Below are 22,133 nucleotides of genomic sequence, written 5' to 3'. Positions count from 1 at the left end.
TCGTATGAGTCTGTCTACGTTGGGAATTAGATTGGAAAAAGTACCTCTGCCATCCGCACAAAGCTTAACAGCAGAACAAATGTAACGGGTGTGGTTAGATATAGAATTGCTCGGATAAACAAAGCAATGTACAACAACACAAAATGAACGTAACTGGATTCGAACCAGTGACCTCTACGATGTCAACGTAGCGCTCTAACCAACTGAGCTATACGTTCGCAATTTCCTTACTATAGCATAGGCTCAACTGGATTGGCAATAATAAGTGACTTAATTTATTTTGCTTGAAGTTGGCTGAGTTTATTATTTGCCGACAGCAGTAGTTGTTGTGCCTCAAGGTAAGCTGTTGTACCTGGTTGCACTTTCTTGAGTTGATTGATAATTCCTTGTAACTGGCTGATGGTACGATTGCGATCGCCTATTTGAGGATTTGTGGGAGTCGAAGCTAGTAAGCTTTGAATTTGACGTTGTGCAGAATCTAAAGTTTGTAGCGAATCCTGCTGTGCTTGTCGTCGGATACGTACTGCGGCTAAATTTGCTTGGTAAATTGCCAGTAATTTCTGTGATTGGCTATACCCTGCCAAATCTTCTGAGGGAACTTGTCTAAGCCGATTAATTGCCTCTTGCCATAAATTTTCTATCTCTTGCCATTCAGCAACTGGATGGGGTGGGTTTTGTCCAGCTTTTGCCGCTTGCCAAGAAAACTGCTGTGCTGCTGTAATTAAAGTGCTAATGCGTTCATTGCCTGCGGCTAAACCAACAATTTCTGCAAATTCTCGTTTCTCAGACTGTAGTTTGTTTTGTGCGGTTTTTCCAGCTAGAGTTTGGCTGGGGATTTGTTGTAATTTATCAATTGCAGAATGCCAAGAAGCGATCGCAGCTTTTTTATCGGTTGATGTTAGCGCTTGTTGATATTGCTGTTTAGCTTGAGAAAGTTTTTGTTCGCTATCGGTAAACAACGTCTGAGCATTCTTTTCTTGAAACACCTTAGCTTCTAGCTGCCCAACCTTGGTACGAGCGCTATTAAAACCGTAAGTGCTAAACCGCGAATCATACCACCAATATTTGTAATCTGACCAATCATTTAAAAATCCAATGGGCAAAGCATCAAGATGTTGTTGTGCCTGTTTTACCTTCTCTTCCCCTAATTCTAAGTCGGCTGGGCTTGTGGGTTGCTCAATTAATTGTTCGGCTTGTTCAACTACAGCGATCGCTTGCCGATAATGACTGTCCATGCTCATATAGCTGGGTAGCAGCAAAATCGGGGCATTTTGAGATATTGTACGACGAATTATCGAGTAAGGCAAGTTTGCCAGCCATACTGCACTCACAGGAATCCCCAGCAGGATGACTGTCCAGATAATTTTACTTACTATGCGAACGTGCTTTTTTCTACCTTGGTGATGAGGGTTACGGTAAAGCTGCGCTTGTGCTTCCATTTCGAGTTCTGCAAGGGTTTTGCCTGGAGATGGATTCAGTACAATTGGTTGTTGACTTTTGAGCGACGGGTCAATTTCCAAATTATTATCGAATTTTTTACCTAGGATATTAAAGGGCAGATTCTGGAAAAACTTCATAAAATTAAGCATTAACAACTACTCACATTTAGTTTGCCCACATTTCAAGGAAAATACACACCTTGACATACTCCTTTCAGTGGGGGAAAACGTGCCTTGATGGTTGTTAATATCTGAAAAATGTGAGAAAAATTATCGTAGAAACTATAATGTCAACTGCTTTAATAACTGGTGCTTCTGGTGGTATTGGTAAAGCCTTTGCCCAAGAACTTGCTAAACGCAACACAAATCTTGTTTTAGTTGCTCGTTCCGAAGAAAAACTGAAGGAATTAGCTTTCCAATTGCAAGAAAAACACAAAATTCAAGTAGATATTATTGTACAAGACCTTACAGAAACTGGCGCTACTGATGCTATATTTAATGCCACGAAAGAAAAGGGATTAACAATTGATTTGTTAATCAACAACGCAGGTTTTGCAGAGTATGGCGATTTTGCCGAAACAGATGGAGAACGGCAAGTTAAAATAGTGCAATTAAACATTGTGGCATTAGTAGATTTAACTCATAAATTTTTGCCTTTGATGCGGCAACGTCGTTCTGGAAGCATTATTAATGTGTCTTCTCTCACCGCATTTCAACCGATGCCTTACCTTGCTGTTTATGCTGCCAGCAAAGCGTTTATTGTCAGTTATAGTCAGGCATTGTGGGCAGAAAATCGTCAATATGGTGTGCGGGTGCTAGTTATTTGTCCAGGACCCGTTGAGACAAACTTTTTCGCAGAAGCTAAATTTCCTCCAGCCCTTGCCGCTAAAACAAATAAAATATCTACTTCAGAAGCAGTAGTGCGCGAATCTCTAAAAGCTTTGGAAAGAAAAGATTCTATTGCTGTTATTGGTGGTATTACTACTCATTTAATCAGTAAATTAGCCCCCTTAGTTCCGCGCAAAACTCTATTAAAGATTTTGGAAAAACAGTTTAAGGTTGATGGTTGATGGTTGATGGTTGATGGTTGATGGTTGATGGTTGATAGTTGATAGTTGTGAAAAAGTACTCCTATCCACTAACCACCAACCACTATCCACTAACCACTAACCACTTACATATACCTTGTTAATTGCACGCGATATCTATCTTTTTTGGTGACGGCAATTTCACCAATTTCTAAGCGTCCTTTACCGCGAATTGCGATTAAGTCTCCTGATTTAAGTTGAGAACTTGCTTGTGTGATATCCTTCCAGTTGACGCGAACATCACCGGAGTCGATTAAATCAACCATTTTGCTGCGAGACATGCCAAAACCAGCGGAAGCGATCGCATCTAATCGTAAAGAAGCTTCGACGGTGGTTAATTCTTTCTTCTTCGGTTCGCGAATCTTTAACTCGCTGACATGAATCGGCTGAGTTTTTACCGGAACCGATCGCACTTGTTGGAGATTCATCCCTAAAAATTCTACCAACTCTGGCACAACAATTGCCTGCGCTCCTCGTTCGCCGAGTACAATCACATCACCAGTTTTTTCGCGGACAATGCCAGTACCTAGCATAGCTCCTAAGAAGTCGCGGTGAGAGGCAGTATCAAACAAAAAATTTCCGGCAATTTCTAAAACAGCGATCGCAACTTGAGATTGATCTAAAGGCATTTCCGAACGAGCGATCGCTATTCTTTGACGTTCAGCTTGCGGATATCCACCCCACGCTACCAATTGTACTTCTGTTAAACGGCTAAACACGCGCTGAATTTCTGCCAACTCTGGAGGAGACAAAAAATCCGTGAAAACAACTTCCCAAGTTTTGATTGCTTGATCTGCCTGATCAATTACACGTGCTAGAGTATCTCGATTTTCAACACCCTTTAAAATTTCTTCTCTTGGCAACATTGTTAAAAGTTGTTAGTTGTTAGTTGATGGTTGTTGGTTGTTAGTTGTTGGTTGTTGGTTGATGGTTGTTGGTTCAATACGGTTCGGATAAGATTTTTTGATGAAAATTATAGATCACAAAGACGCGATAAATCGCCGTCTTTACAATAATAAGTCCTTTGTAGAGACGGCGATTCCCTTGCGTCTCTCTAGGGGATTCCCTTGCGTCTGTTGCCTTAACCGAACCGTATTGGTTGTTGGTTGTTGCCTAATATTTCTTAACCACTATCCACCAACCATTATCCACTATCCACTATCCACCAACCACTAACCACTATCCACCAACCACTATCCACTACCTAACTGTTGTGTCAGCGTAACCTTGAATATTTTCTGGATCGAACTGACGTAAAACGCGGGTTGCTTGACGGGTAACATTTTCAGAATCCTGAACCACAATCAAGTATTTGCCAGCATCCAAACGGTTGCGGTAGGGTAAAGCATCACCACCACCAATAATTAAACCGACTCCACCACCAGAAACTACACTACCCAAAGCACCACTAACAGCACCTAGCAATCCACCAATAATATGATTGCCAATTTGACCTGCCCAAGCAAAGGTTTCTAAACCGGTGATGAAACTGAAGGTAAAACCAGCAAAAAAGCCGAATGGAATAAGCCAAACAGCCATTAGCCGCACTTGCTTTTTAGCTTCTTCGTTGGGGTCAATCAAGCCAAACTCGTCAGCACTTTTGTACCCCCTACCCAGGATACTACTTTTTATGCCTTCTTTTTCTAACGCTAAGTAAGCAGCTTCGGCTTGGATGCGATCGCCTAATACGGCAACAAGGTAATTCATTGATCTAAAGACTATTCTCTAATAACAATTTTGCTTTAACTAATAGCCTAGCAGTGTCGGTCGTATCAATGCCAAATCTCACAAAATCTCTGTCAATTTTTCCAGCAGACTATTTGCTAAATTCAATAATTCAATATCATCTATTTCACAACTTATATTATAATTCTTCTCCCTATTAGCTAAGACATTTTTGATGGCATATAATCTGTCAGTTTCTTGGCTTAGGTTAAGACATTCTTCTAAATTGACTGCTATATCAAATAAAGAACGTTCTCCTAATATCTGCCTCACCTTCGCAGCTACATCATCATTACTTACCAAAAATTCTTTCAGCAAGTCTAAAACCGATTCTTCTTCCCACCTTTCCAACCAATCTCCATGTACATCATCAACATAAATATGGACAAAATCAACTCCATAATTTAGCCAATCCTGCTGCATGTTTCGTGCTGTAGCTAAAGCTTCCGAAAATCTATCCACTTGTTGGTTGCCGTTACTTTGACGTTGGTTAGGCATAAATTATGCTATGAGTTAATTATTATGTATGTTTAAAAAACGTTAATATTTAACTTTTGACAATCTTAATGAAATTTTAAATACTTTCCGCCAGAAAGGTAAGCACTGTTATAGAGTGCCACGTTAACTAATTGGTTGATAAAATTAGCTTCTGCCGGATTGTAACTGAAAAACAGCCCTCTCTCTATTTGCCACAATACGAGTGTATGTTTCCAATATTGATACTTGTGCTGATTCAATTCTTCTGAGACGCTGGTAACTTGAATACAAAGTGGTTTCTGTTGACTGTTGCTGATGATTAAATCTGTTGCCATAGAAAGGTCGGCAATATAACGCTGCCAAAAACTACCCTCTCGACGGACAATATCTTGAGCTATTAATTTAATAATATCATTATCAGCCTGATTAAACTCGCCCGCCATTAATTTTTGTCGCCAAATACCAAACTTGGGGTCTGTTTCATTTAGCCATTTGGGAAAAAGATACTGATACCAATATCTCTCAGTAGGTGTCATTTGGGCGAACTTTGCTTGTTGTTCTTCTTCAGTGGGTAAGGATTGAATCGCCAACCAGATAGTAGAATCTGTAATCACTTCCAAGAGAAAAGCAACGACGAATGGTTTCGCAGTCAGGGAACCAACTTTGATATCTTTTACCCAGCGATTAATTTCATCTAATCTTCTCGCTAAATTGGGGTCTAGCGATGAGGCTTGCTCAATGAGAGACTTTAGCTTCTCCTTAATCTCTTTTGCTTGCAAACGATGCCCTAATTTTAGTAACAAAAGCTTCTATTTTAAATTTATACCGATTTGTTGCCAAAAAGTTTTTCGATTAAAAAAAATATATCTTAACCTTCTTCGTTAGTTAGTACAGACACGTAGGCTGTGTTAGCGGCGAGAGTACGGCACCATTTTTAGGGAGAGGAGTGCGTTACGACGTTCCGTCTAACGCACCCTACAATACTTCGTTAGTTAGTACATCTTAACCGAACCGTATTGCGATCGCTCTACAAGTCAGCTATTTTTTCGCGCCTTTCTTCTGGTAAACTAATTTTAATCCCCTATTGTGGCAATCCAGAGGGCATCTGACTGTGAAAATTATTCATGGAACCTGGATACCAAGCGCTGAAGCAAATTTCATCCAAGCAGGTAGCTTTTTCCTGTGGGTGGAAACTCCTATTACCCAAAAAAACAGTGTCAAAAAGCAACAAATCCATCCTGGGCATCTTGACAAAAATGAATTAGCAACTTTCCTAACTCAGGAATTGGGAATCAAGACGAATCCAGTTGAATTAAATCAACGCATATTTCCCCAATACTTCGCTTTACCAACCGCAAACAATCAACCTTTACCTTCTCCGGAATTAAGTAAGTATTTAGAAACGGGAATTTCTGAAGATTACGAAGAGTTTGCCTATTGGCAGGTGGATTGTTATGACATCCAAACAATTAATGCGATAAAAGTCATTAGCGATATTCACTTTTTGGCACTTTATCTATCGAGTGAAATTCAACTTGGTTCTGACTTGTTATTTTGGTATCATTACACCCAAGCTTTTAAACAAGTTATTCTCAAAGACCAATATATTCCCGCATTAAAATACCGACAACTAGAAGCTGCTGGCACGAAAAAGAAAGGTAAGAAGCAAACAGAGACTCAAACGAGACAATTATCGCAAATTTACGCTACATGGGAAATAATTTCCGAACAATACGAAACAAATATCGCTAAATATATCGAATATATGCCACTAATTTGTGTGGCAGGTTCCGCAACATCTAATAATCAAGTTGAATTCTTCGATAGAGAAACACTTTTACGTCATTTTAGCGAATCTCTCCTGAATAATATAGTTACTAACACACCCTCTACAGTCGCTTTTGATAAACAAATAGAAAATTCGCTGATTTTCCACTGTCTTTATCAACAGAAGTGCAATCCTTTGAAAGGGAATATCGCACTAAATGAATATCAGCAATGGTTGATTTGGAAAAGTAAAATTACCCGCAGTCAAAATAACTCATCTTTTAATCTTTGTTTTCAACTACAATCCCCTCCTTCTGAAGATATAGAGAATTGGCAGATTCAGTTTTTAGTAGCTAGTAAACAAGACCCTTCTTTAAAGTTAGCATTAGCTGACTATTGGAGAATGAAACCGAAGAATGGGGATTTAGAAAACGTCCAGAAAAGTAGAAAATCATCCTCTTCCTCAACTTCCAACTCGCAACTTCCCAGCTTTTTCGATCAAGACTTTGAAACAAATCTGCTACTAAATTTAGGATATGCAGCACGAATGTATCCGAAATTATGGCAGGGATTAGAAACAGATAAACCGATTGGACTCCAACTTAGTTTAGATGAAGCATTTGATTTTCTCAAAGAAAGTGCTTGGGTATTGGAAGACGCAAATTTTAAGGTAATTGTACCAGCTTGGTACACTCCCGCTGGTCGCCGTCGAGCGAAAGTTCGTCTGAAAGCGTCCTCTGGGGGTAAATCTGCAAGTAAAAATGAGCAAAAAGGTTATTTTGGTCTGGATTCCCTGGTACAGTATGAATATGAGTTGGCAATAGGCGATCAACTAGTTACCCGCAGTGAATGGGAACGGTTGGTTGATGCTAAAACTCCCTTAGTACATTTTCGCGGTCAATGGATGGAATTAGACCGCGATAAAATGCAGCAAATGTTGGAATTTTGGCAGTCTCACGCAGATGAAAAGCCAGAAATGTCGATGTTAGAATTTCTCCAACGCAGTGCGGAAGTTGGGGAAGATTGGGAAATTGAGCATGATGAATTTTTATCGGAGATGATAACCAAGCTGCAAGATAAAAGTCAGTTGGAACCGATTTGCGAATTACCGAATTTACAAGGAAATTTGCGAGAATATCAAAAACGTGGTGTTTCCTGGTTGAGTTATCTGGAAAGATTGGGGTTAAATGGTTGTTTAGCGGATGATATGGGATTGGGAAAATCTGTGCAGGTAATTGCGAGACTTGTGCAGGAGAAGGATGAGGAGGAAAAATCGCACGAAAAAAAAGCCAGAAAAGGAAAGAATTTACCCACATTATTGATTGCACCAACCTCAGTTGTGGGAAACTGGCAAAAAGAAATTGCTAAATTTGCCCCACATCTGCAAGCAATGGTACATCATGGGAGCGATCGCATAACTCAACTTGCAGACTTTGAAGCTGCTTGTCTGCAACATGATGTGGTAATTACTTCTTTTACTTTAGCTCGCAAAGATGAAAAACTATTAAATAGTGTTGAGTGGCAGCGTTTGGTATTGGATGAAGCGCAAAATATCAAAAATCCCAAAGCAGCACAAACCAAAGCTATCCTGAAAATATCGGCAAAACACCGACTCGCATTGACAGGAACACCTGTAGAAAACCGCTTGCTGGATTTATGGTCAATTTTTAACTTCCTCAATCCCGGTTATTTGGGGAAAGAAGCGCAATTTCGCAAATCCTTTGAAATTCCCATTCAGAAGGATAATGACAGAGTTAAATCAAATACCCTGAAAAAGTTAGTTGAGCCTTTGATTCTCCGCAGACTTAAAACTGACCAATCGATTATCAACGATTTGCCAGATAAAGTTGATCAAAAACTATATACCAATCTTACCAAAGAACAAGCATCCCTGTACGAAGCAGTTGTTAAAGACGTAGAAAAGCAATTAGAAGAAGCAGAAGGTATTCAACGCAAAGGCTTAATTCTCTCCACATTAATGAAATTGAAGCAAATTTGCAACCATCCAGCCCAATTTTTACAAGATGGTAGCGAATTTTCAAGCGAGCGATCGCATAAACTGAGTCGTTTGGTAGAAATGGTAGAAGAGGCAGTTTCCGAAGGAGATAGTTTGCTTGTCTTCAGTCAATTTACGGAAGTCTGCGAATCCATTGAAAAACATATCAAACATTCCCTGCATTATAACACATATTACCTACATGGTGGAACAAACCGTCAGCGCAGAGAGAAGATGATTGAAGAATTTCAAAACCCGGAAACTGAACCATCAATTTTTATACTTTCATTAAAAGCAGGTGGTGTTGGGATTACCTTGACTAAAGCTAATCACGTCTTCCATTTTGACCGTTGGTGGAATCCAGCAGTTGAAGAACAAGCAAGCGATCGCGCTTTCCGAATTGGTCAAAAAAAGAACGTTTTTGTACATAAGTTTGTCGCAATTGGAACTTTGGAGGAGAAAATCGATCAAATGATTGAAGATAAGAAGAAACTTGCTGCTGCTGTGGTTGGGAGTGATGAATCGTGGTTGACAGAACTTGATAATGAAGCGTTTAAACAGTTAATTGCATTAAATAAAAGTGCAATATTATAATTATAAGCTCAAATCTTCCAACCCGTAACTCCTAACTCCTATAGCGTTTCCTAAATAAGGTACATCATAGCCCCCTCCTCGCTTGCGGGGAGGGGGTTGGGGGTGGGGTTCTTGTACCTCACTCAACCGAGAACCGCTATAACCCCTAACCCCTAACTTTTTATTTATGGCTAAATTTTCTCGGACTTGGTGGGGAGAAATTTTCATTAAAGCGTTGGAATCATTTACCGATTCTGGTAGACTACAACGAGGTCGTTCTTATGCAAGTGGTGGTAAAGTTAAGAGTTTTGAAATAAATGGGAACTATATTACTGCCAAAGTTAGAGGTTCGGTAAATCCATATTTTGGAGTTTACAAAGAACCAACTTACGATATATCCATTCAAATTACACCCATCCCAAAAACAAGCTGGAATCTTGCGATCGAGAAACTTTCATCAAAAGCAAGTATTGTTTCTCGACTTATACTTAATGAGGTTCCGGAAAATATTGAAGATACATTTTCACAACTGGGATTACACCTCTTACCTCACAGTCGCAAAGACTTTAAAACTCAATGTTCTTGTCCAGATTCATCTAATCCTTGTAAACACATAGCGGGAGTTTATTATTTAGTTGCTTCCCAACTCGATAGTAATCCATTTTTGCTATTTGAACTAAGGGGATTATCGAAAGCAGAACTTCAAGCAAAACTTGCTCAAACACCTTTAGGTAAAGCACTTTCTCAAGAATTAGACGCTAAAGAAATCATTAACGAAGTTTCGACTTCATTCTACACCCAACCACAAAAGCAAGAAGTTGCATTTATTGGTAGTACGAGAGAATTCTGGTTAGGAATGAAGCGACTACCTCAAACAATTGAGGTTGCAACCAGTAGTGTACCAGCAATTTTGATTAAAAAACAGGGAGATTATCCAGCTTTTTGGGATAAAGATAGTTCCTTTATTGAAACGATGGAAGAGTTTTATCAGCGTGTGAAAACCAAAAATCAGAATTTGATTTGATATTAAGTTTGTTATTCGGTGCGTTAGGACTAAAGTCCATAACACACCCTACCAGATTTTACCAGATTCAAGCCAATGTGGATTAGATATCTAAAAGGCGTGCTAGTGAGGTTATCTTAGCAGTAGATGGAGCGATCGCACTGTTGATCGTGGCTGTATCGCCAAGTATAATCAGCCTCCCAAATCTCGCAATAAAGCTTCTACCCTTGCTACGCCATCTGAATCATTGCGCCGTTGATACAAGTCACGCGCTTTATTGAGCACATTACTCGCTTCTTTGGCTTTTCGCCGTTGCTTGAACATTGAACCCATAAACTCATAAGTTTGGGCATAATTCTTATCAATGTTGATCGCTTGATCGTAAGCCCACATAGCTGCTTGATAGTCTCCCAGACGAGATTGTGTCACACCCAATCCCAAATAGGCATTAATGTTGTTGCGATTAAGCTGTATTGCCTTACGGTAAGCTTCCTTCGCTCCAGCAGTATCTCCCAAATTTGCTTTGATATAACCTACAGCATAGAAAAAATCGCCATTGTTGGGGTCAATTCCAAGAGCGCGACGGTAAGCTGCTAACGCTGCTTGGAAATTTCCTTGTATAGCGTATAAATAGCCCATACCAGAATGAATTTTGGCATTTTTTGGCTCGATCGCTACTGCTTGTTGATAAACAGAAATCGCGCCATTATAGTCTCCAGCCTTCACTAACCGCCGCCCATCTTCTAGCAATTGCTTTAATTCTGCGCTTCTAGCTTGCGCTACTATGACCTGAGCCTGAGCCACCGAGGGGATTGTAGCTGTAAAACTACCTAATAGAAGAACACTTAATAACAATGATGTCTGCTTGTACACCGTAATTATCCTGAAGTAGTTGGCAATTTTTTTCACACGAGGTGTAATTGCATGTACATTAAAACAAAAATCTGGAGTTTTGAAAACTGTATTTATTCTGTTTTCATGCTTATTATTGATGCATTACACTCATCCGAATCACGTTAGCGCCGTTGCGCTGTCTTGGCTGATACCATTTTGATTTGAAAGTTACATATGGTAGCGAACAACAATATTGTCATGACTATATCTAAATACTCTATTCCAAATCTAGAATCCGGTTAGAAGCACCCAACAAATGTAACCCTCAAGAGGCTAATTTATGATTTTAACCACAACCGATGTAATTCAGGGTTCTGTCGTTCAGTCATATTTAGGTATTGTCACGGCAGAAGTCGTCTACGGCAGCAATTTCCTCCGGGATTTTTTCGCTAGCATTCGGGATATTGTTGGTGGACGCACCGGCAGCTATGAGCGCTTATTTGAGCAAGGTCAACGTAAGGCACTACAAGAGTTAGAACAGCGGGCATTGCGTTTAGGGGCAGATGCTGTTGTGGGCATTGAATTTGACACTGGCACGATTAATGTTGACCAGTCAGGTGTTTTGTTGTTAATTACCGCGACAGGCACCGCTATCAAGCTGCGATCTTAAGGAATGCTTTGACTAACTGATGTGCAGCTTTCTATTTTTGTTCCCTGTTCAATTGATACTCCTCGACCGTCAGGTTGAGGATTCTTGGGTCGCGGGAATTCCGATGAATTTACCCACACGCCTTGCATCTTGACCGTGTATCCCACGGCTGCAAGTCCTCTTTGACAGACTATAAGTGCGGCTGCCACATCTCTATGGGTGGTGTAGCCGCAATTTGAACAAACATGAACACGTTCAGAAAGCGTCTTTTTGCCCGTTTCTGTTTGGCAATTGGGGCAAATCTGGCTTGTTTTTTTGCTGTGCTTGAAATAAATATTTTATTTTTACTTGTAGATACTCATTTTACTTAAATTAGCAAGTTATATTTGTTGATAAAATTATACGAAAACATAATTTTAATTAATTTTTACAGCTTAATAACTGGATTCAAAGCTACTAATTGCTGATAAGAGAAATTAATTATTAATTTATAACTTCAACTTCTTTAAAGAGTTATATTAAATAGTATTAAAACCAGATGTTAATTTAAGACTAAAGATAGAGTTAACAAATATTTCTATTGATAGATATAAAAAATAACTAATAGCAATTTAATTTTATACATCAGCAAGAATATAGCTAAAGTTACTTCAGGAGAAGAAAAGGTATGTCATACGTAAATAGAGTTGGTGATGATGTAATTAATGAGCCTGTGGCGGTTGGTAGAGTTGCTGAATATCACGATCGCGTTCGTTGGGGTCCGATTATTTCTGGTTTGTTAGTTTCCCTAGCTACGCAATTAATTTTAAGCGCTTTATTCGCAGCGATCGGTGCAGGTAGTATTGCAACTTCGGGTGCCCCTAGATCAAATGCTTCTGATGTTGCTGGAAATGTGGGAATTTGGTCAACTATTGGTTTGTTAATTTCCCTATTTACTGGTGGTTGGGTAACTGCTCGCGCTTGTGGTCCGATGAACCGCAGCACCGCTCTTCTCAATGGGGCAATTCTCTGGGCTACCACTTTAGCAGTTAGCTCTTGGCTCTTGGCTAGTGGTGTATCAGGTGCTTTTGGTGTTGCTGCTTCTAATGCTGGTGAAGTGATTAACCAAGTGCAACAACAAGGTGGTGTGAATGTACCCCGAAGTAATGTAAGTGCTCAAGAAGCTCGCAATATTGCTGGTGCAACATCTAGAGGTTTGTGGTGGTTTGTATTCGGTTCTTTGCTAGGTTTAGTTGCATCAATGATTGGAGCAGTGACTGGTGCTCGCAGTCCACGTACTAATACTTACACTTAAAAAAAGTGGTCTGTAAAATTCATTTACATACCTTGAAACAGCACCTCGAAAAAGGTGCTTTTTGCTATTTGTTCACAGAGACGTTCCGATACGGCTTGGATAAGGAAATTAGTGAACCCAAAATCATTGTAGAGACGCGATATATCGCGTCTCTACATACCCAAATGCCTAATAAAAAAATTTAACCGAACTGTATTGAGAGACGTTCCATCGGAACGTCTCTACGTATTTATCTACCAATTCAGGTATGCAGATTCTGTTCCTTGCTCTCGGCGAATCTTGCTATCTTTCTCAAACCAAGCAATCACTTGCTGTGTTGTTAAATCTTCAATTCTCACATCATACTCTTGGGCGATGTGCTTCAAAAGTTTGAGAGATGAAATTGTTAATCTGGTTAAAAACTTTTCTGGGGAAGAAAGCAAGGAAGCGTCAACTTTGGCTGACTCTTCAAAAGTTAAGAATTGTGTTGATGGCTGCTGTTGTGGGGGTAAATTCATAACCTCTAACTAAAAAACGGACAATTGCTAATTTGTAATTTGTAAAACAGATTACGACGTAGCTATTATTTGTAACTTAAACTTAATGTAAATATAAATTTATTAATCTAATTCAGTTTTGGTTTTCTTTTCTTGTACCAAATAGCCACAACGGTGTTCACCGTTGATAATCCAATGAGTCCGTTCTACTGTACAATCTGGAAGAACGGACGCAAACATTTCTAATTCATGACCGCAAATGCTGGGGAAAGACTCGGCAACGTTGGAAATGGCGCAGTTATGCTCCATTAAGATGAAGCGATCGCTATCAACTGATTCACTCGATTCTACCGGATGACACTCTGCCATGAAGCCTTCAGCTTTTCTTAACTCCACTAAGTTTGCCACACGTTCATATAGTGAACCTTTACCCAAGCGATCGCGATACAAGAGTGCTTTACGTTCCCACTGTTTTCTTAAAATCGAGCTTACTTGGTCGCGTCCCACCGTTTCTGCTAATGTATCCAGCAGAGAAACAGCAAATTCACCATAGTTATTATCACCTCGTTGTGTGCGATCGCGCCCTTCACGACTTAAATGATAAACGTGAGAAGGACGCCCCATCCCTTCCTGCACCGACGAATACAAAATTAGCTTTTCCACCTCCAAATCTTTGAGATGACGACGAATCGCTTGCGGGCTAATATTTAAAGTCTCGGCTAGCTCAAAAGCTGTTGCCTGTGAGTGTTTCAGGAGATATTCTAGGATCTCTTGCTTGGTTGAGGACTGCTGGGTAGTCACCATCTTAGTCCTGAAAAATAATTAGGAAATTTCACTTTGACAACATTCTTGTTGTTAATCTAGCGTAAAATGAAGATAACTTAAACAACTAACTTGTTGTTTTACTCTCCATCCTTATTGTAACAGCCCGTAACCACTCTGGGTTAACGATGAAGGGAAATCGGCTCACTGCCCGTCTCCCATCCTGAAAGAGACACCGAAAAGAGAACACGAGAGAGAGAAAAGAACTGGTCAGGAACCTCAGCCGTCATGCTGAGGCTTGAAAGAGAAATCTAACAAGCCATTCTGACCCGACCACCTAGAAATAGGTAGCCGTTATTTGAGTCACGACACCTTGGGATGCGAAGCTAGTCCCCCGCTCTGTCGCTTGTGATTAAACAAAACTAAGGTCACTGGTTTAGTGTTGCAAGCCTAACAAGCTCTTATAACTGGTCTAAGCTAACATCACCCCGCAAGGGAGGGACGCAAGTCCAAACATTATGCGTACAGGATTGTGACATTTGAAATGGTAATTGTCCCATTTGAAAGTGCAATACAATGGCACACCAAATTAAACAATCCCAAGGCGATAATGGTGCAAATATAAAGCCGTCCTACAAGGACGGGTTTTCAGACCCAAGGAGTTTCGATGAGTGCCACTGTTAAAACCTTAGTCAATCAGCCTTACAAGTATGGCTTTGTCACCAATATTGAGGCAGACACCATTCCCCGTGGGTTAAGCGAAGATGTTGTCCGCTTGATCTCCAGCAAGAAGAACGAGCCAGAATTCATGCTAGAGTTTCGCCTCAGAGCCTACCGTCATTGGCTAAAAATGACCGAACCAACTTGGCACAGTGTGAAGTATCCGCCAATTAATTATCAGGATATCATCTATTATTCTGCGCCGAAACAAGCGAAGAAAAAGCTTAACAGCTTGGATGAACTAGATCCCACCCTCTTGGAAACCTTTGAGAAGCTAGGCATTCCCCTCTCAGAACAAAAGCGTCTAGGAAACGTGGCTGTAGATGCCATTTTCGATAGCGTTTCTGTTGCCACTACATTTAAAGAAAAGCTGCTCAAAGATGGCGTTATTTTCTGCTCAATTTCCGAAGCATTGCAGGAATATCCCGAACTAATACAAAAGTACCTGGGTAGCGTTGTTCCCGCAGGAGATAACTACTTCGCGGCGCTGAATGCTGCCGTATTTAGCGATGGTTCATTTGTCTATATTCCTAAAGGCGTAAAATGTCCGATGGAATTGTCTACCTATTTCCGAATAAACAGCGGCGATACTGGACAATTTGAGCGTACCTTGATTGTTGCGGAAGAAGGCAGCTATGTTTCCTACTTGGAAGGCTGTACCGCGCCAATGTACGATACCAATCAGTTACACGCGGCTGTGGTGGAACTTGTTGCTCTGGACAACGCCGAAATTAAATACTCCACCGTGCAGAATTGGTACGCCGGCGATGAAAAAGGCAAAGGTGGTATTTACAACTTTGTCACCAAACGCGGTTTGTGTCAGGGTGTAAATTCCAAGATTTCCTGGACGCAGGTAGAAACAGGTTCTGCTATTACTTGGAAGTATCCTAGCTGCGTGTTGGTGGGCGATAATTCTGTAGGTGAATTTTACTCGGTAGCGCTGACAAATCATATGCAGCAAGCTGACACGGGAAGCAAGATGATTCACGTTGGTAAGAACACTCGCAGCACGATTATCTCTAAGGGAATTTCTGCTGGTAACTCTAGTAATAGCTATCGCGGTTTGGTGAAAATAAATCCGAAGGCAGAAGGAGCGCGAAATTATTCGCAGTGCGACTCGATGCTAATTGGGGATAATGCTCACGCAAATACTTTCCCATATATTCAGGTGCAAAATAAGGCAGCGAAGGTGGAGCATGAAGCTTCTACTTCTAAGATTGGGGAAGACCAATTATTTTACTTTGCACAGCGCGGCATTTCTAGTGAAGATGCGGTTTCGATGATGATTAGTGGCTTCTGTAAGGATGTGTTTAATCAGTTGCCAATGGAATTTGCGGTGGAAGCTGATAAGCTGTTGAGTCTGAAGTTGGAAGGTAGTGTTGGTTAACCGTAGTAAGCACTTCAGTGCTTTTCTCAAGCGCTGAAGCGCTTACTACGAAAGAAATAAGAGAGAGAAGATGATTATTGAAAATAGTGAAGTTGTGCTGTCAGTACGGGATTTGACGGCTAATGTTAATGGTACGCCGATTCTCAAGGGTGTGAATATTGAGGTTAAATCGGGCGAAGTTCATGCGATTATGGGACCGAATGGTTCTGGTAAAAGTACTTTTTCTAAGGTTTTGGCTGGACATCCAGCGTATGAGGTAACTGGTGGTGAGGTAATTTTCCAGGGACAGAATTTGCTGGAAATGGAACCGGAAGAACGCGCAAGAAGTGGTGTATTTTTGGCGTTTCAATATCCGTTGGAAATTCCCGGTGTGAGTAATTTGGATTTCTTGCGGGTAGCTTATAATTCTCGCCGGAAAGCGCAGGGTTTAGAAGAAATTGATACGTTTGATTTTGATGATTTGATTGAAGAAAAGCTGGATGTTGTGAAGATGAATCCGGCTTTTCTGAATCGAAGTCTGAATGAGGGTTTCTCTGGTGGTGAGAAGAAGCGGAATGAAATTCTGCAAATGGCACTGTTAGAACCAAAGTTGGCGATTTTGGATGAGACAGATTCTGGTTTGGATATTGATGCGCTAAAGATTGTCGCGAATGGAGTAAACCAGCTGGCAAATCCGGAAAATGCGACGATTATGATTACTCACTATCAGCGGTTACTTAATTATATTGTGCCAGATTACGTGCATGTGATGGCTCAGGGGCAGATTCTCATGTGTGGTGGTAAGGATTTGGCGCTGGAGTTGGAAGCTCGCGGTTATGACTGGGTGTTGGAAGGAACTGAGGTGGGTGTGTAATGTCGATTGAAGTTTCTCCAAGTCGGATTTCTAACACTTTGGTGGATAAAGATGCTTTTCTGAGTGGGTTGTTAGATAAAGTAGTTGCATCAAAGTCAGAGGGTTGGTTGCAAGATGTGCGCTCAAGTGCTGCTGATTGGGTGCGTCAATCAAGACTTCCTACTACCCGCGATGAAGAATGGCGTTTTGCTGATTTGTCGGCTTTGCGCGAGGTGCAATTTAATAACAATGTAGAGACGTTTTTACCAAATATTACGCCTTTTCTTTTACCGGAAAGGAATAATAACTCTTTGGTTTTTGTGAATGGTGTTTATGCACCTGAGTTATCAGCTGTTTCTGGTTTACCTGATGGGGTTGTGGTTAGCAATTTGGCTAATTTACCTGGGGGTTATGATGAGCGGGTGCGGCAATATTTGGCACAAGCATCAGGCGATCGCGAGGTGTTTACGGCTCTGAATACTGCTGGTATGACTGATGCGGCTGTGGTGTGGGTAGGGAAGAATGTGGTGGTGGAAACACCGATTTCTTTGGTGTTTGTTGCTGACGGTGAGGGGAGGATTTCTTTACCGCGTTGTTTGGTGGTAGCGGAAAGTGGTTCGCAGGTAACTTTGGTGGAGGAGTATACGAACCGCCCTTCGGGTTCGCCAGTCCCCCATCGTGACGGAAACCGCCAAGACGGCGGCTGGACTCACAGAGAGGCAGAGAACGCAGAGGAGGAGAGGGTTTATTTTAATAATGCGGTGACGGAGGTTTGGGTTGAGGAGAATGCTCAGGTTAGTCATACTCGGATTGAGTCTGATGGTGCTGAGGCTTTTCACATCGGTAAGACTGCGGTGATGCAAGCTCGTTGTAGTCGATATAGTTGTAATGCGGTAAGTTTGGGTGGAAGGTTTTCGCGTCACAATTTAGAGATTTTCCAAACTGGTGAGCAAACGGAAACTACTTTAAATGGGTTGACGATGATTAAGGGGAAGCAACTGGGTGATACTCACAGTGCGATCGCTCTTAATCATCCCCACAGCGTTAGTCGGCAATTGCATAAGTGTATTGTAGGCGATCGCGCTCACGCTGTATTCAATGGCAAAGTTTTTGTCCCGAAACTTGCACAGTTAACTGATGCCACGCAATTAAATCGCAACCTGCTACTATCATCTAAAGCCAGAGTTGATACTAAGCCGCAGTTGGAAATTACGGCAGATAATGTTAAATGCGCTCACGGTGCAACTGTTAGTCAATTGGAAGATGATGAAATATTTTATCTACAAAGCCGGGGTATCAATGCTAATGATGCTCGCAACTTATTAATTAACGCTTTCGCGGCTGAAATTATCAACCAAATACCAATTCCTTCCCTCCGCGAAACTCTCACGCAAACCGTGAGTAAATTTTAAATTACCCGCAGATGCAACAAAAAAATATCCGCGTTCATCTGCGTACATGTGCGGTTAAAATCATAAATCCAAAATAGTATGACTTTCACCAAAACAAAAACCCTTGCCGATCAAGTTCGCGCTGACTTCCCAATATTAAATCAAGAAGTCAACGGCAAACCTTTGATTTACCTCGATAATGCTGCTACCTCACAAAAACCTTTGCAGGTAATTAATAAGCTGCGAGATTATTACGAGCAGTATAACGCTAACGTCCATCGCGGAGCGCATACCCTCAGCGCGAAAGCTACCGATGCTTATGAAGGAACGCGAGATAAAGTTACTAAATTTATCAATGCTGCATCTCGTCAGGAAATTATCTACACCCGCAACGCTTCTGAGGCGATTAATCTGATAGCCTACAGTTGGGGAATGAACAATTTGCAACCGGGAGATGAAATTATTCTGTCGGTGATGGAACACCACAGTAATATTGTACCTTGGCAATTGGTGGCGCAAAAGACGGGTGCGGTGCTGAAGTTTGTCGAATTGACATCTGAAGAAACTTTTGATTTAGAACAGTTCAAAACTCTGCTTTCTGATAAAACTAAATTGGTGTCAACGGTACACGTTTCTAACACTTTGGGTTGCATTAACCCGGTGCAAGAAATTTGTGCTTTAGCGCATAAATATGGTGCGAAAGTATTAATTGATGCTTGCCAAAGTGTCCCTCATATGCCTGTTGACGTGCAGCAAATTGACTGTGATTGGTTAGTTGCTTCTGGTCACAAAATGTGCGCTCCAACTGGGATAGGCTTTTTGTATGGCAAGTTGAATGTGTTGGAATCGATGCCACCGTTTTTTGGTGGTGGTGAGATGATTGCTGAGGTATTTTTAGACCATTCCACTTACGCAGAATTACCGCATAAATTTGAAGCTGGAACTCCTGCAATTGGGGAAGCGATCGCTCTTGGTGCGGCGATAGATTATCTTAGTAATATTGGCATGGATAAAATCCACGCTTATGAAGCGGAATTAACTGCTTATTTATTCGAGCAATTGCAGCAAATTCCCGAAATTAGAATTTATGGTCCCAAACCCGATGCTAAAGGAGAAGGTAGAGCTGCTTTGGCTGCATTCACAGTTGGAGAAGTTCACGCTAACGACTTATCTACATTATTAGATCAAGAAGGCGTAGCTATCCGTTCTGGACACCACTGCACTCAACCATTACACCGTTATTTAGGTCTTGCCGCAACCGCAAGAGCAAGTTTATCTTTCTACAATACCCGCGAGGAAATTGATGTTTTTATCAAAGCGTTGAAAGATACCCTGGAGTTTTTCGGTGGTTTGTTTGGTTAATAGAAAATATTTGAATACTGTTTGTGTCAATTATTAGCAACAAATCATGCTTGTAATTGGCACAATTTTAATATAACAGATTGCGTTGTTATTAAATACACGTAGAGACGTTCCGACGGAACGTCTTTACAGGGTTTTGGATTGTATGTACCTCCTAAACCTAAAATCTGCTGTATATGGGGTAATTGAAAAACAATATCCCCGACTTCTTCAAGAAGTGGGGGATATGAACGTTGAGATTGACTTAAGCGAATACTATATTAATAATATAGGTAAAATTTTGGGAATTTTATCTAGCATTCTGACTGAATGAGTACTTAAAAATGATTACTACTTCAAGCATTGCCGAACAAAGAACAGTGTTACACAACATTAGCTGGGAAACCTTTGAAACCTTGCTAGCAGAAACAGGTGAGCATAGAGGTTCCCGATTTGCTTATGAAGATGGCACTTTAGAAATTATGACTCCACTTTTTGAACACGAAAATCCTAAAAGTAATTTTGGCAATTTTATTGTTGCTTTAGCTGAAGAACTAGAAATTGAAATTAAAAGCGCTGGTTCGACAACATTGAAGCGAAGAATCGCAAAACGAGGTATAGAACCAGATAATTGTTATTTTATCCAGAATGAATTAGCTATTAGAGGTAAAGAAACTCTAAATTTAGAAACAGATCCCGCACCTGATTTAGCAATTGAAATTGATATAACTAGCAGTTCAGTTAACAAATTAGGAATTTATTCCGCACTTGGTATCGCTGAACTGTGGAGATATAACGGACGAGATTTAAAATTTTATCAGTTAAGAGAAGGGCAATATGTTGAGTGTGAATTTAGTATTGCTTTTCCTATAGTATCGGTGAGTGATATAAGCAGGTTTATTCAGCAAAGTAAAACTATGGGGGAAATTGCTTTGCTGAAATCGTTTCGCGCTTGGGTAAGGCAAAAGTTAGGATAGTTTGAATGGTAATTTTGAAAAAATCAATAATGTGTCAACTATAGTAATATCATGTCCCTTTAATTGACAGTAATAAAAACCTACCTACCGTCGTAGAGACGTTCCGCCGGAACGTCTTTACATTGTAAGTAATAAACTTTCTTGGGAAGAAGATAAGTTTTTAGTAATGGCATGAGAAAAGCGATCGCATTCCCCTTTACATATACTAAAAGAAATGCGATCGCCTATAATTTCACATAAATATTAAACGCTCATACTACTTTGACATAGATTGTAGTTTGGTACTAATTCACGGTAAACATTGAGTGTTTCTTTATTTACCCGTGCAGCACTAAACCGCTCTATATTTTGTTTCCCTTGGTGTTTCCATTTTTCCATTTCCCAAGGGTTACTAAGTAATTTCTTCATAGCAGTTGCGACAGCACGGCTATCTTTAGGTGGCACCAAAACACCAGCTTGTCCATTATCTAAAGTCTCAGGAATGCCGTCTACATCGCTGGCAATAATAGCGCAACCAGCTTCCCGCGCTTCTGTGAGAACCAAACCAAAGGATTCGTGGTATGAAGCGAGGACGAAGATATCAGTTGCTAGCATATAACGTTGCGGTTCGCTCTGGAAGCCTTCAAAATGAATGCGCGAGGCAAAAGGTGTATTTTGCACTTTTGCTTCAAACATTGCGCGATCCGGACCATCCCCCACCAAATATAGATGAGCATCGGGAAAGTCGGCAGCTATTATTATGAAGCCATCGATTAACTCACCAACTCCTTTACGTTGATACATTCCTGCTACGGTGGCGATCGCCGGACGGTGTAGCGGTAGCGGTTGGTAGTCTAGAATACTTCGATGGCGTGGACTACCCAATGTACCATTAGGCACTACTCGCAATTTTCTCCTCGGTATACCCCGACGTACCATCGAATCTGCGACTGCATTACTAACTGCAATTACGCGATCGGCTAACCCCATCAGTACTGCACTACGCTGAAATTCATTGTGTACGGTAGTAACTAAATTATATTCAAAGTTCTTTTTAAACAGTGCTGCTAACACAGATCCTGTCATCATATGTGCATGGACGATATCTGGCTGAAACTCTTGTATGATTTCGCGATAATGTCCAGGTGTTTTGATTAAATTCAGCGGTGTTCTAGACTGATTTAATTGAAAGTGTTGACCACCATAACTTTCTAATAATATCTCATATTGTCCGCCAGCAGATGCCATTGCAACTTCGTGACCATCTTTTGCTTGTAAACAAGCTAAATCTACTGCTACATTCACAATGCCGTTACCGATTTTTTGTACATGATTCGTCAGATGTAATATACGCATTTAAATTACTCCACAGTGGTCGCTGATATTGAATTGATTAACTTGACGACTTTAAAGGCAACCTCTG

21 protein-coding genes, 1 tRNA gene and 1 pseudogene are annotated in these 22,133 nt (G+C 40.7%); 11 read left to right on the top strand and 12 right to left on the bottom strand.

Annotation, left to right across the window (positions count from 1 at the left end; all coding sequences use genetic code 11):
* Positions 1-144 precede the first annotated feature (144 nt).
* Together TOL9009_RS0111775 and TOL9009_RS0111770 are read right to left on the bottom strand one after the other, a co-directional pair.
* Positions 145-218 (bottom strand) — tRNA-Val (locus TOL9009_RS0111775).
* Between the two features lie 57 nt (positions 219-275).
* Positions 276-1,577, bottom strand: coding sequence for a hypothetical protein (locus TOL9009_RS0111770; protein WP_029632986.1), 1,302 nt, complete (start codon positions 1,575-1,577; stop codon positions 276-278).
* Between the two features lie 149 nt (positions 1,578-1,726).
* Here TOL9009_RS0111770 and TOL9009_RS0111765 point away from each other — a divergent pair, with 149 nt between their 5' ends.
* The gene (locus TOL9009_RS0111765) at positions 1,727-2,509 is read left to right on the top strand and encodes an SDR family NAD(P)-dependent oxidoreductase (protein ID WP_029632985.1); all 783 of its coding nucleotides are present in this window, start codon (positions 1,727-1,729) and stop codon (positions 2,507-2,509) included.
* Positions 2,510-2,613: 104 nt separating this feature from the next.
* On the opposite strand, the gene TOL9009_RS0111760 is transcribed toward TOL9009_RS0111765, so the two are convergent.
* From TOL9009_RS0111760 to TOL9009_RS0111745, 4 genes are all read right to left on the bottom strand, one after another.
* Entirely contained in the window at positions 2,614-3,393 is a 780-nt protein-coding gene (locus tag TOL9009_RS0111760) for a photosystem II S4 domain protein (protein WP_029632984.1), read from the bottom strand.
* 334 nt (positions 3,394-3,727) lie between these two features.
* The gene (locus TOL9009_RS0111755) at positions 3,728-4,234 is read right to left on the bottom strand and encodes a hypothetical protein (protein WP_029632983.1); all 507 of its coding nucleotides are present in this window, start codon (positions 4,232-4,234) and stop codon (positions 3,728-3,730) included.
* A 78-nt stretch (positions 4,235-4,312) separates the two neighbouring features.
* Positions 4,313-4,750: a hypothetical protein gene (locus TOL9009_RS0111750; protein WP_029632982.1), complete on the bottom strand. Its 438-nt coding sequence runs from the start codon at positions 4,748-4,750 to the stop codon at positions 4,313-4,315.
* Positions 4,751-4,815: 65 nt separating this feature from the next.
* Positions 4,816-5,508 carry a hypothetical protein gene (locus TOL9009_RS0111745; protein WP_029632981.1) on the bottom strand — a complete coding sequence of 231 codons (693 nt, stop codon included), beginning with the start codon at positions 5,506-5,508 and terminating at the stop codon, positions 4,816-4,818.
* Between the two features lie 332 nt (positions 5,509-5,840).
* On the opposite strand from TOL9009_RS0111745, the gene TOL9009_RS0111740 reads away from it, so the two are divergent.
* Both TOL9009_RS0111740 and TOL9009_RS0111730 read left to right on the top strand, forming a co-directional pair.
* The gene (locus TOL9009_RS0111740) at positions 5,841-9,086 is read left to right on the top strand and encodes a DEAD/DEAH box helicase (protein ID WP_029632980.1); all 3,246 of its coding nucleotides are present in this window, start codon (positions 5,841-5,843) and stop codon (positions 9,084-9,086) included.
* 166 nt (positions 9,087-9,252) lie between these two features.
* Entirely contained in the window at positions 9,253-10,089 is an 837-nt protein-coding gene (locus TOL9009_RS0111730) for an SWIM zinc finger family protein (protein ID WP_029632978.1), read from the top strand.
* 171 nt (positions 10,090-10,260) lie between these two features.
* On the opposite strand, the gene TOL9009_RS0111725 is transcribed toward TOL9009_RS0111730, so the two are convergent.
* Positions 10,261-10,941, bottom strand: coding sequence for a tetratricopeptide repeat protein (locus TOL9009_RS0111725; protein WP_029632977.1), 681 nt, complete (start codon positions 10,939-10,941; stop codon positions 10,261-10,263).
* Positions 10,942-11,242: 301 nt separating this feature from the next.
* Between TOL9009_RS0111725 and TOL9009_RS0111720 the strand changes: the two genes are divergently transcribed.
* The gene (locus TOL9009_RS0111720; RefSeq protein WP_029632976.1) at positions 11,243-11,572 is read left to right on the top strand and encodes a YbjQ family protein; all 330 of its coding nucleotides are present in this window, start codon (positions 11,243-11,245) and stop codon (positions 11,570-11,572) included.
* Here TOL9009_RS0111720 and TOL9009_RS50175 read toward each other — a convergent pair.
* Positions 11,569-11,760: a hypothetical protein gene (locus TOL9009_RS50175; RefSeq protein ID WP_072022126.1), complete on the bottom strand. Its 192-nt coding sequence runs from the start codon at positions 11,758-11,760 to the stop codon at positions 11,569-11,571. The two genes, TOL9009_RS0111720 and TOL9009_RS50175, sit on opposite strands and share 4 nt — an antisense overlap.
* Positions 11,761-11,793: 33 nt before the next feature.
* Positions 11,794-11,853, bottom strand: a pseudogene (locus tag TOL9009_RS50170) (RNA-guided endonuclease InsQ/TnpB family protein); the annotation flags it as partial.
* Between the two features lie 365 nt (positions 11,854-12,218).
* On the opposite strand from TOL9009_RS50170, the gene TOL9009_RS0111715 reads away from it, so the two are divergent.
* Entirely contained in the window at positions 12,219-12,845 is a 627-nt protein-coding gene (locus tag TOL9009_RS0111715; protein ID WP_029632975.1) for a hypothetical protein, read from the top strand.
* Positions 12,846-13,078: 233 nt separating this feature from the next.
* Here TOL9009_RS0111715 and TOL9009_RS0111710 read toward each other — a convergent pair whose 3' ends face one another.
* Complete coding sequence (locus tag TOL9009_RS0111710; protein WP_029632974.1) at positions 13,079-13,342, bottom strand: hypothetical protein; 264 nt, start codon at positions 13,340-13,342, stop codon at positions 13,079-13,081.
* Positions 13,343-13,444: 102 nt separating this feature from the next.
* A complete protein-coding gene (sufR, locus tag TOL9009_RS0111705; protein ID WP_029632973.1) occupies positions 13,445-14,125 on the bottom strand; it encodes an iron-sulfur cluster biosynthesis transcriptional regulator SufR in 681 nt (226 codons plus the stop codon).
* A gap of 625 nt (positions 14,126-14,750) precedes the next feature.
* Between sufR and sufB the strand changes: the two genes are divergently transcribed.
* From sufB to TOL9009_RS0111675, 6 genes are all read left to right on the top strand, one after another.
* The gene (sufB, locus tag TOL9009_RS0111700) at positions 14,751-16,190 is read left to right on the top strand and encodes a Fe-S cluster assembly protein SufB (protein WP_029632972.1); all 1,440 of its coding nucleotides are present in this window, start codon (positions 14,751-14,753) and stop codon (positions 16,188-16,190) included.
* A gap of 70 nt (positions 16,191-16,260) precedes the next feature.
* Positions 16,261-17,043 (top strand): Fe-S cluster assembly ATPase SufC, encoded by a 783-nt coding sequence (gene sufC, locus TOL9009_RS0111695; protein ID WP_029632971.1) that lies wholly within the window; start codon positions 16,261-16,263, stop codon positions 17,041-17,043.
* On the top strand, positions 17,043-18,434 hold the full coding sequence (sufD, locus tag TOL9009_RS0111690; protein WP_029632970.1) for a Fe-S cluster assembly protein SufD: 1,392 nt from the start codon (positions 17,043-17,045) through the stop codon (positions 18,432-18,434). Before sufC ends, sufD begins: the two co-directional genes overlap by 1 nt.
* Positions 18,435-18,512: 78 nt before the next feature.
* Positions 18,513-19,775, top strand: coding sequence for a cysteine desulfurase (locus TOL9009_RS0111685; protein ID WP_029632969.1), 1,263 nt, complete (start codon positions 18,513-18,515; stop codon positions 19,773-19,775).
* 145 nt (positions 19,776-19,920) lie between these two features.
* Positions 19,921-20,088: a hypothetical protein gene (locus TOL9009_RS47190; RefSeq protein WP_186227537.1), complete on the top strand. Its 168-nt coding sequence runs from the start codon at positions 19,921-19,923 to the stop codon at positions 20,086-20,088.
* A gap of 10 nt (positions 20,089-20,098) precedes the next feature.
* Positions 20,099-20,731 (top strand): Uma2 family endonuclease, encoded by a 633-nt coding sequence (locus TOL9009_RS0111675; protein WP_029632968.1) that lies wholly within the window; start codon positions 20,099-20,101, stop codon positions 20,729-20,731.
* A 243-nt stretch (positions 20,732-20,974) separates the two neighbouring features.
* Here TOL9009_RS0111675 and TOL9009_RS0111670 read toward each other — a convergent pair whose 3' ends face one another.
* Positions 20,975-22,066 (bottom strand): glycosyltransferase family 4 protein, encoded by a 1,092-nt coding sequence (locus TOL9009_RS0111670; protein ID WP_029632967.1) that lies wholly within the window; start codon positions 22,064-22,066, stop codon positions 20,975-20,977.
* Positions 22,067-22,133: the final 67 nt, after the last annotated feature.

This window comes from [Scytonema hofmanni] UTEX 2349 (assembly GCF_000582685.1).
Classification (GTDB): domain Bacteria; phylum Cyanobacteriota; class Cyanobacteriia; order Cyanobacteriales; family Nostocaceae; genus Hassallia; species Hassallia hofmanni.
Note: the sequence above shows the minus strand (reverse complement) of the source record. Positions and strands in the feature narration are given on the sequence as shown.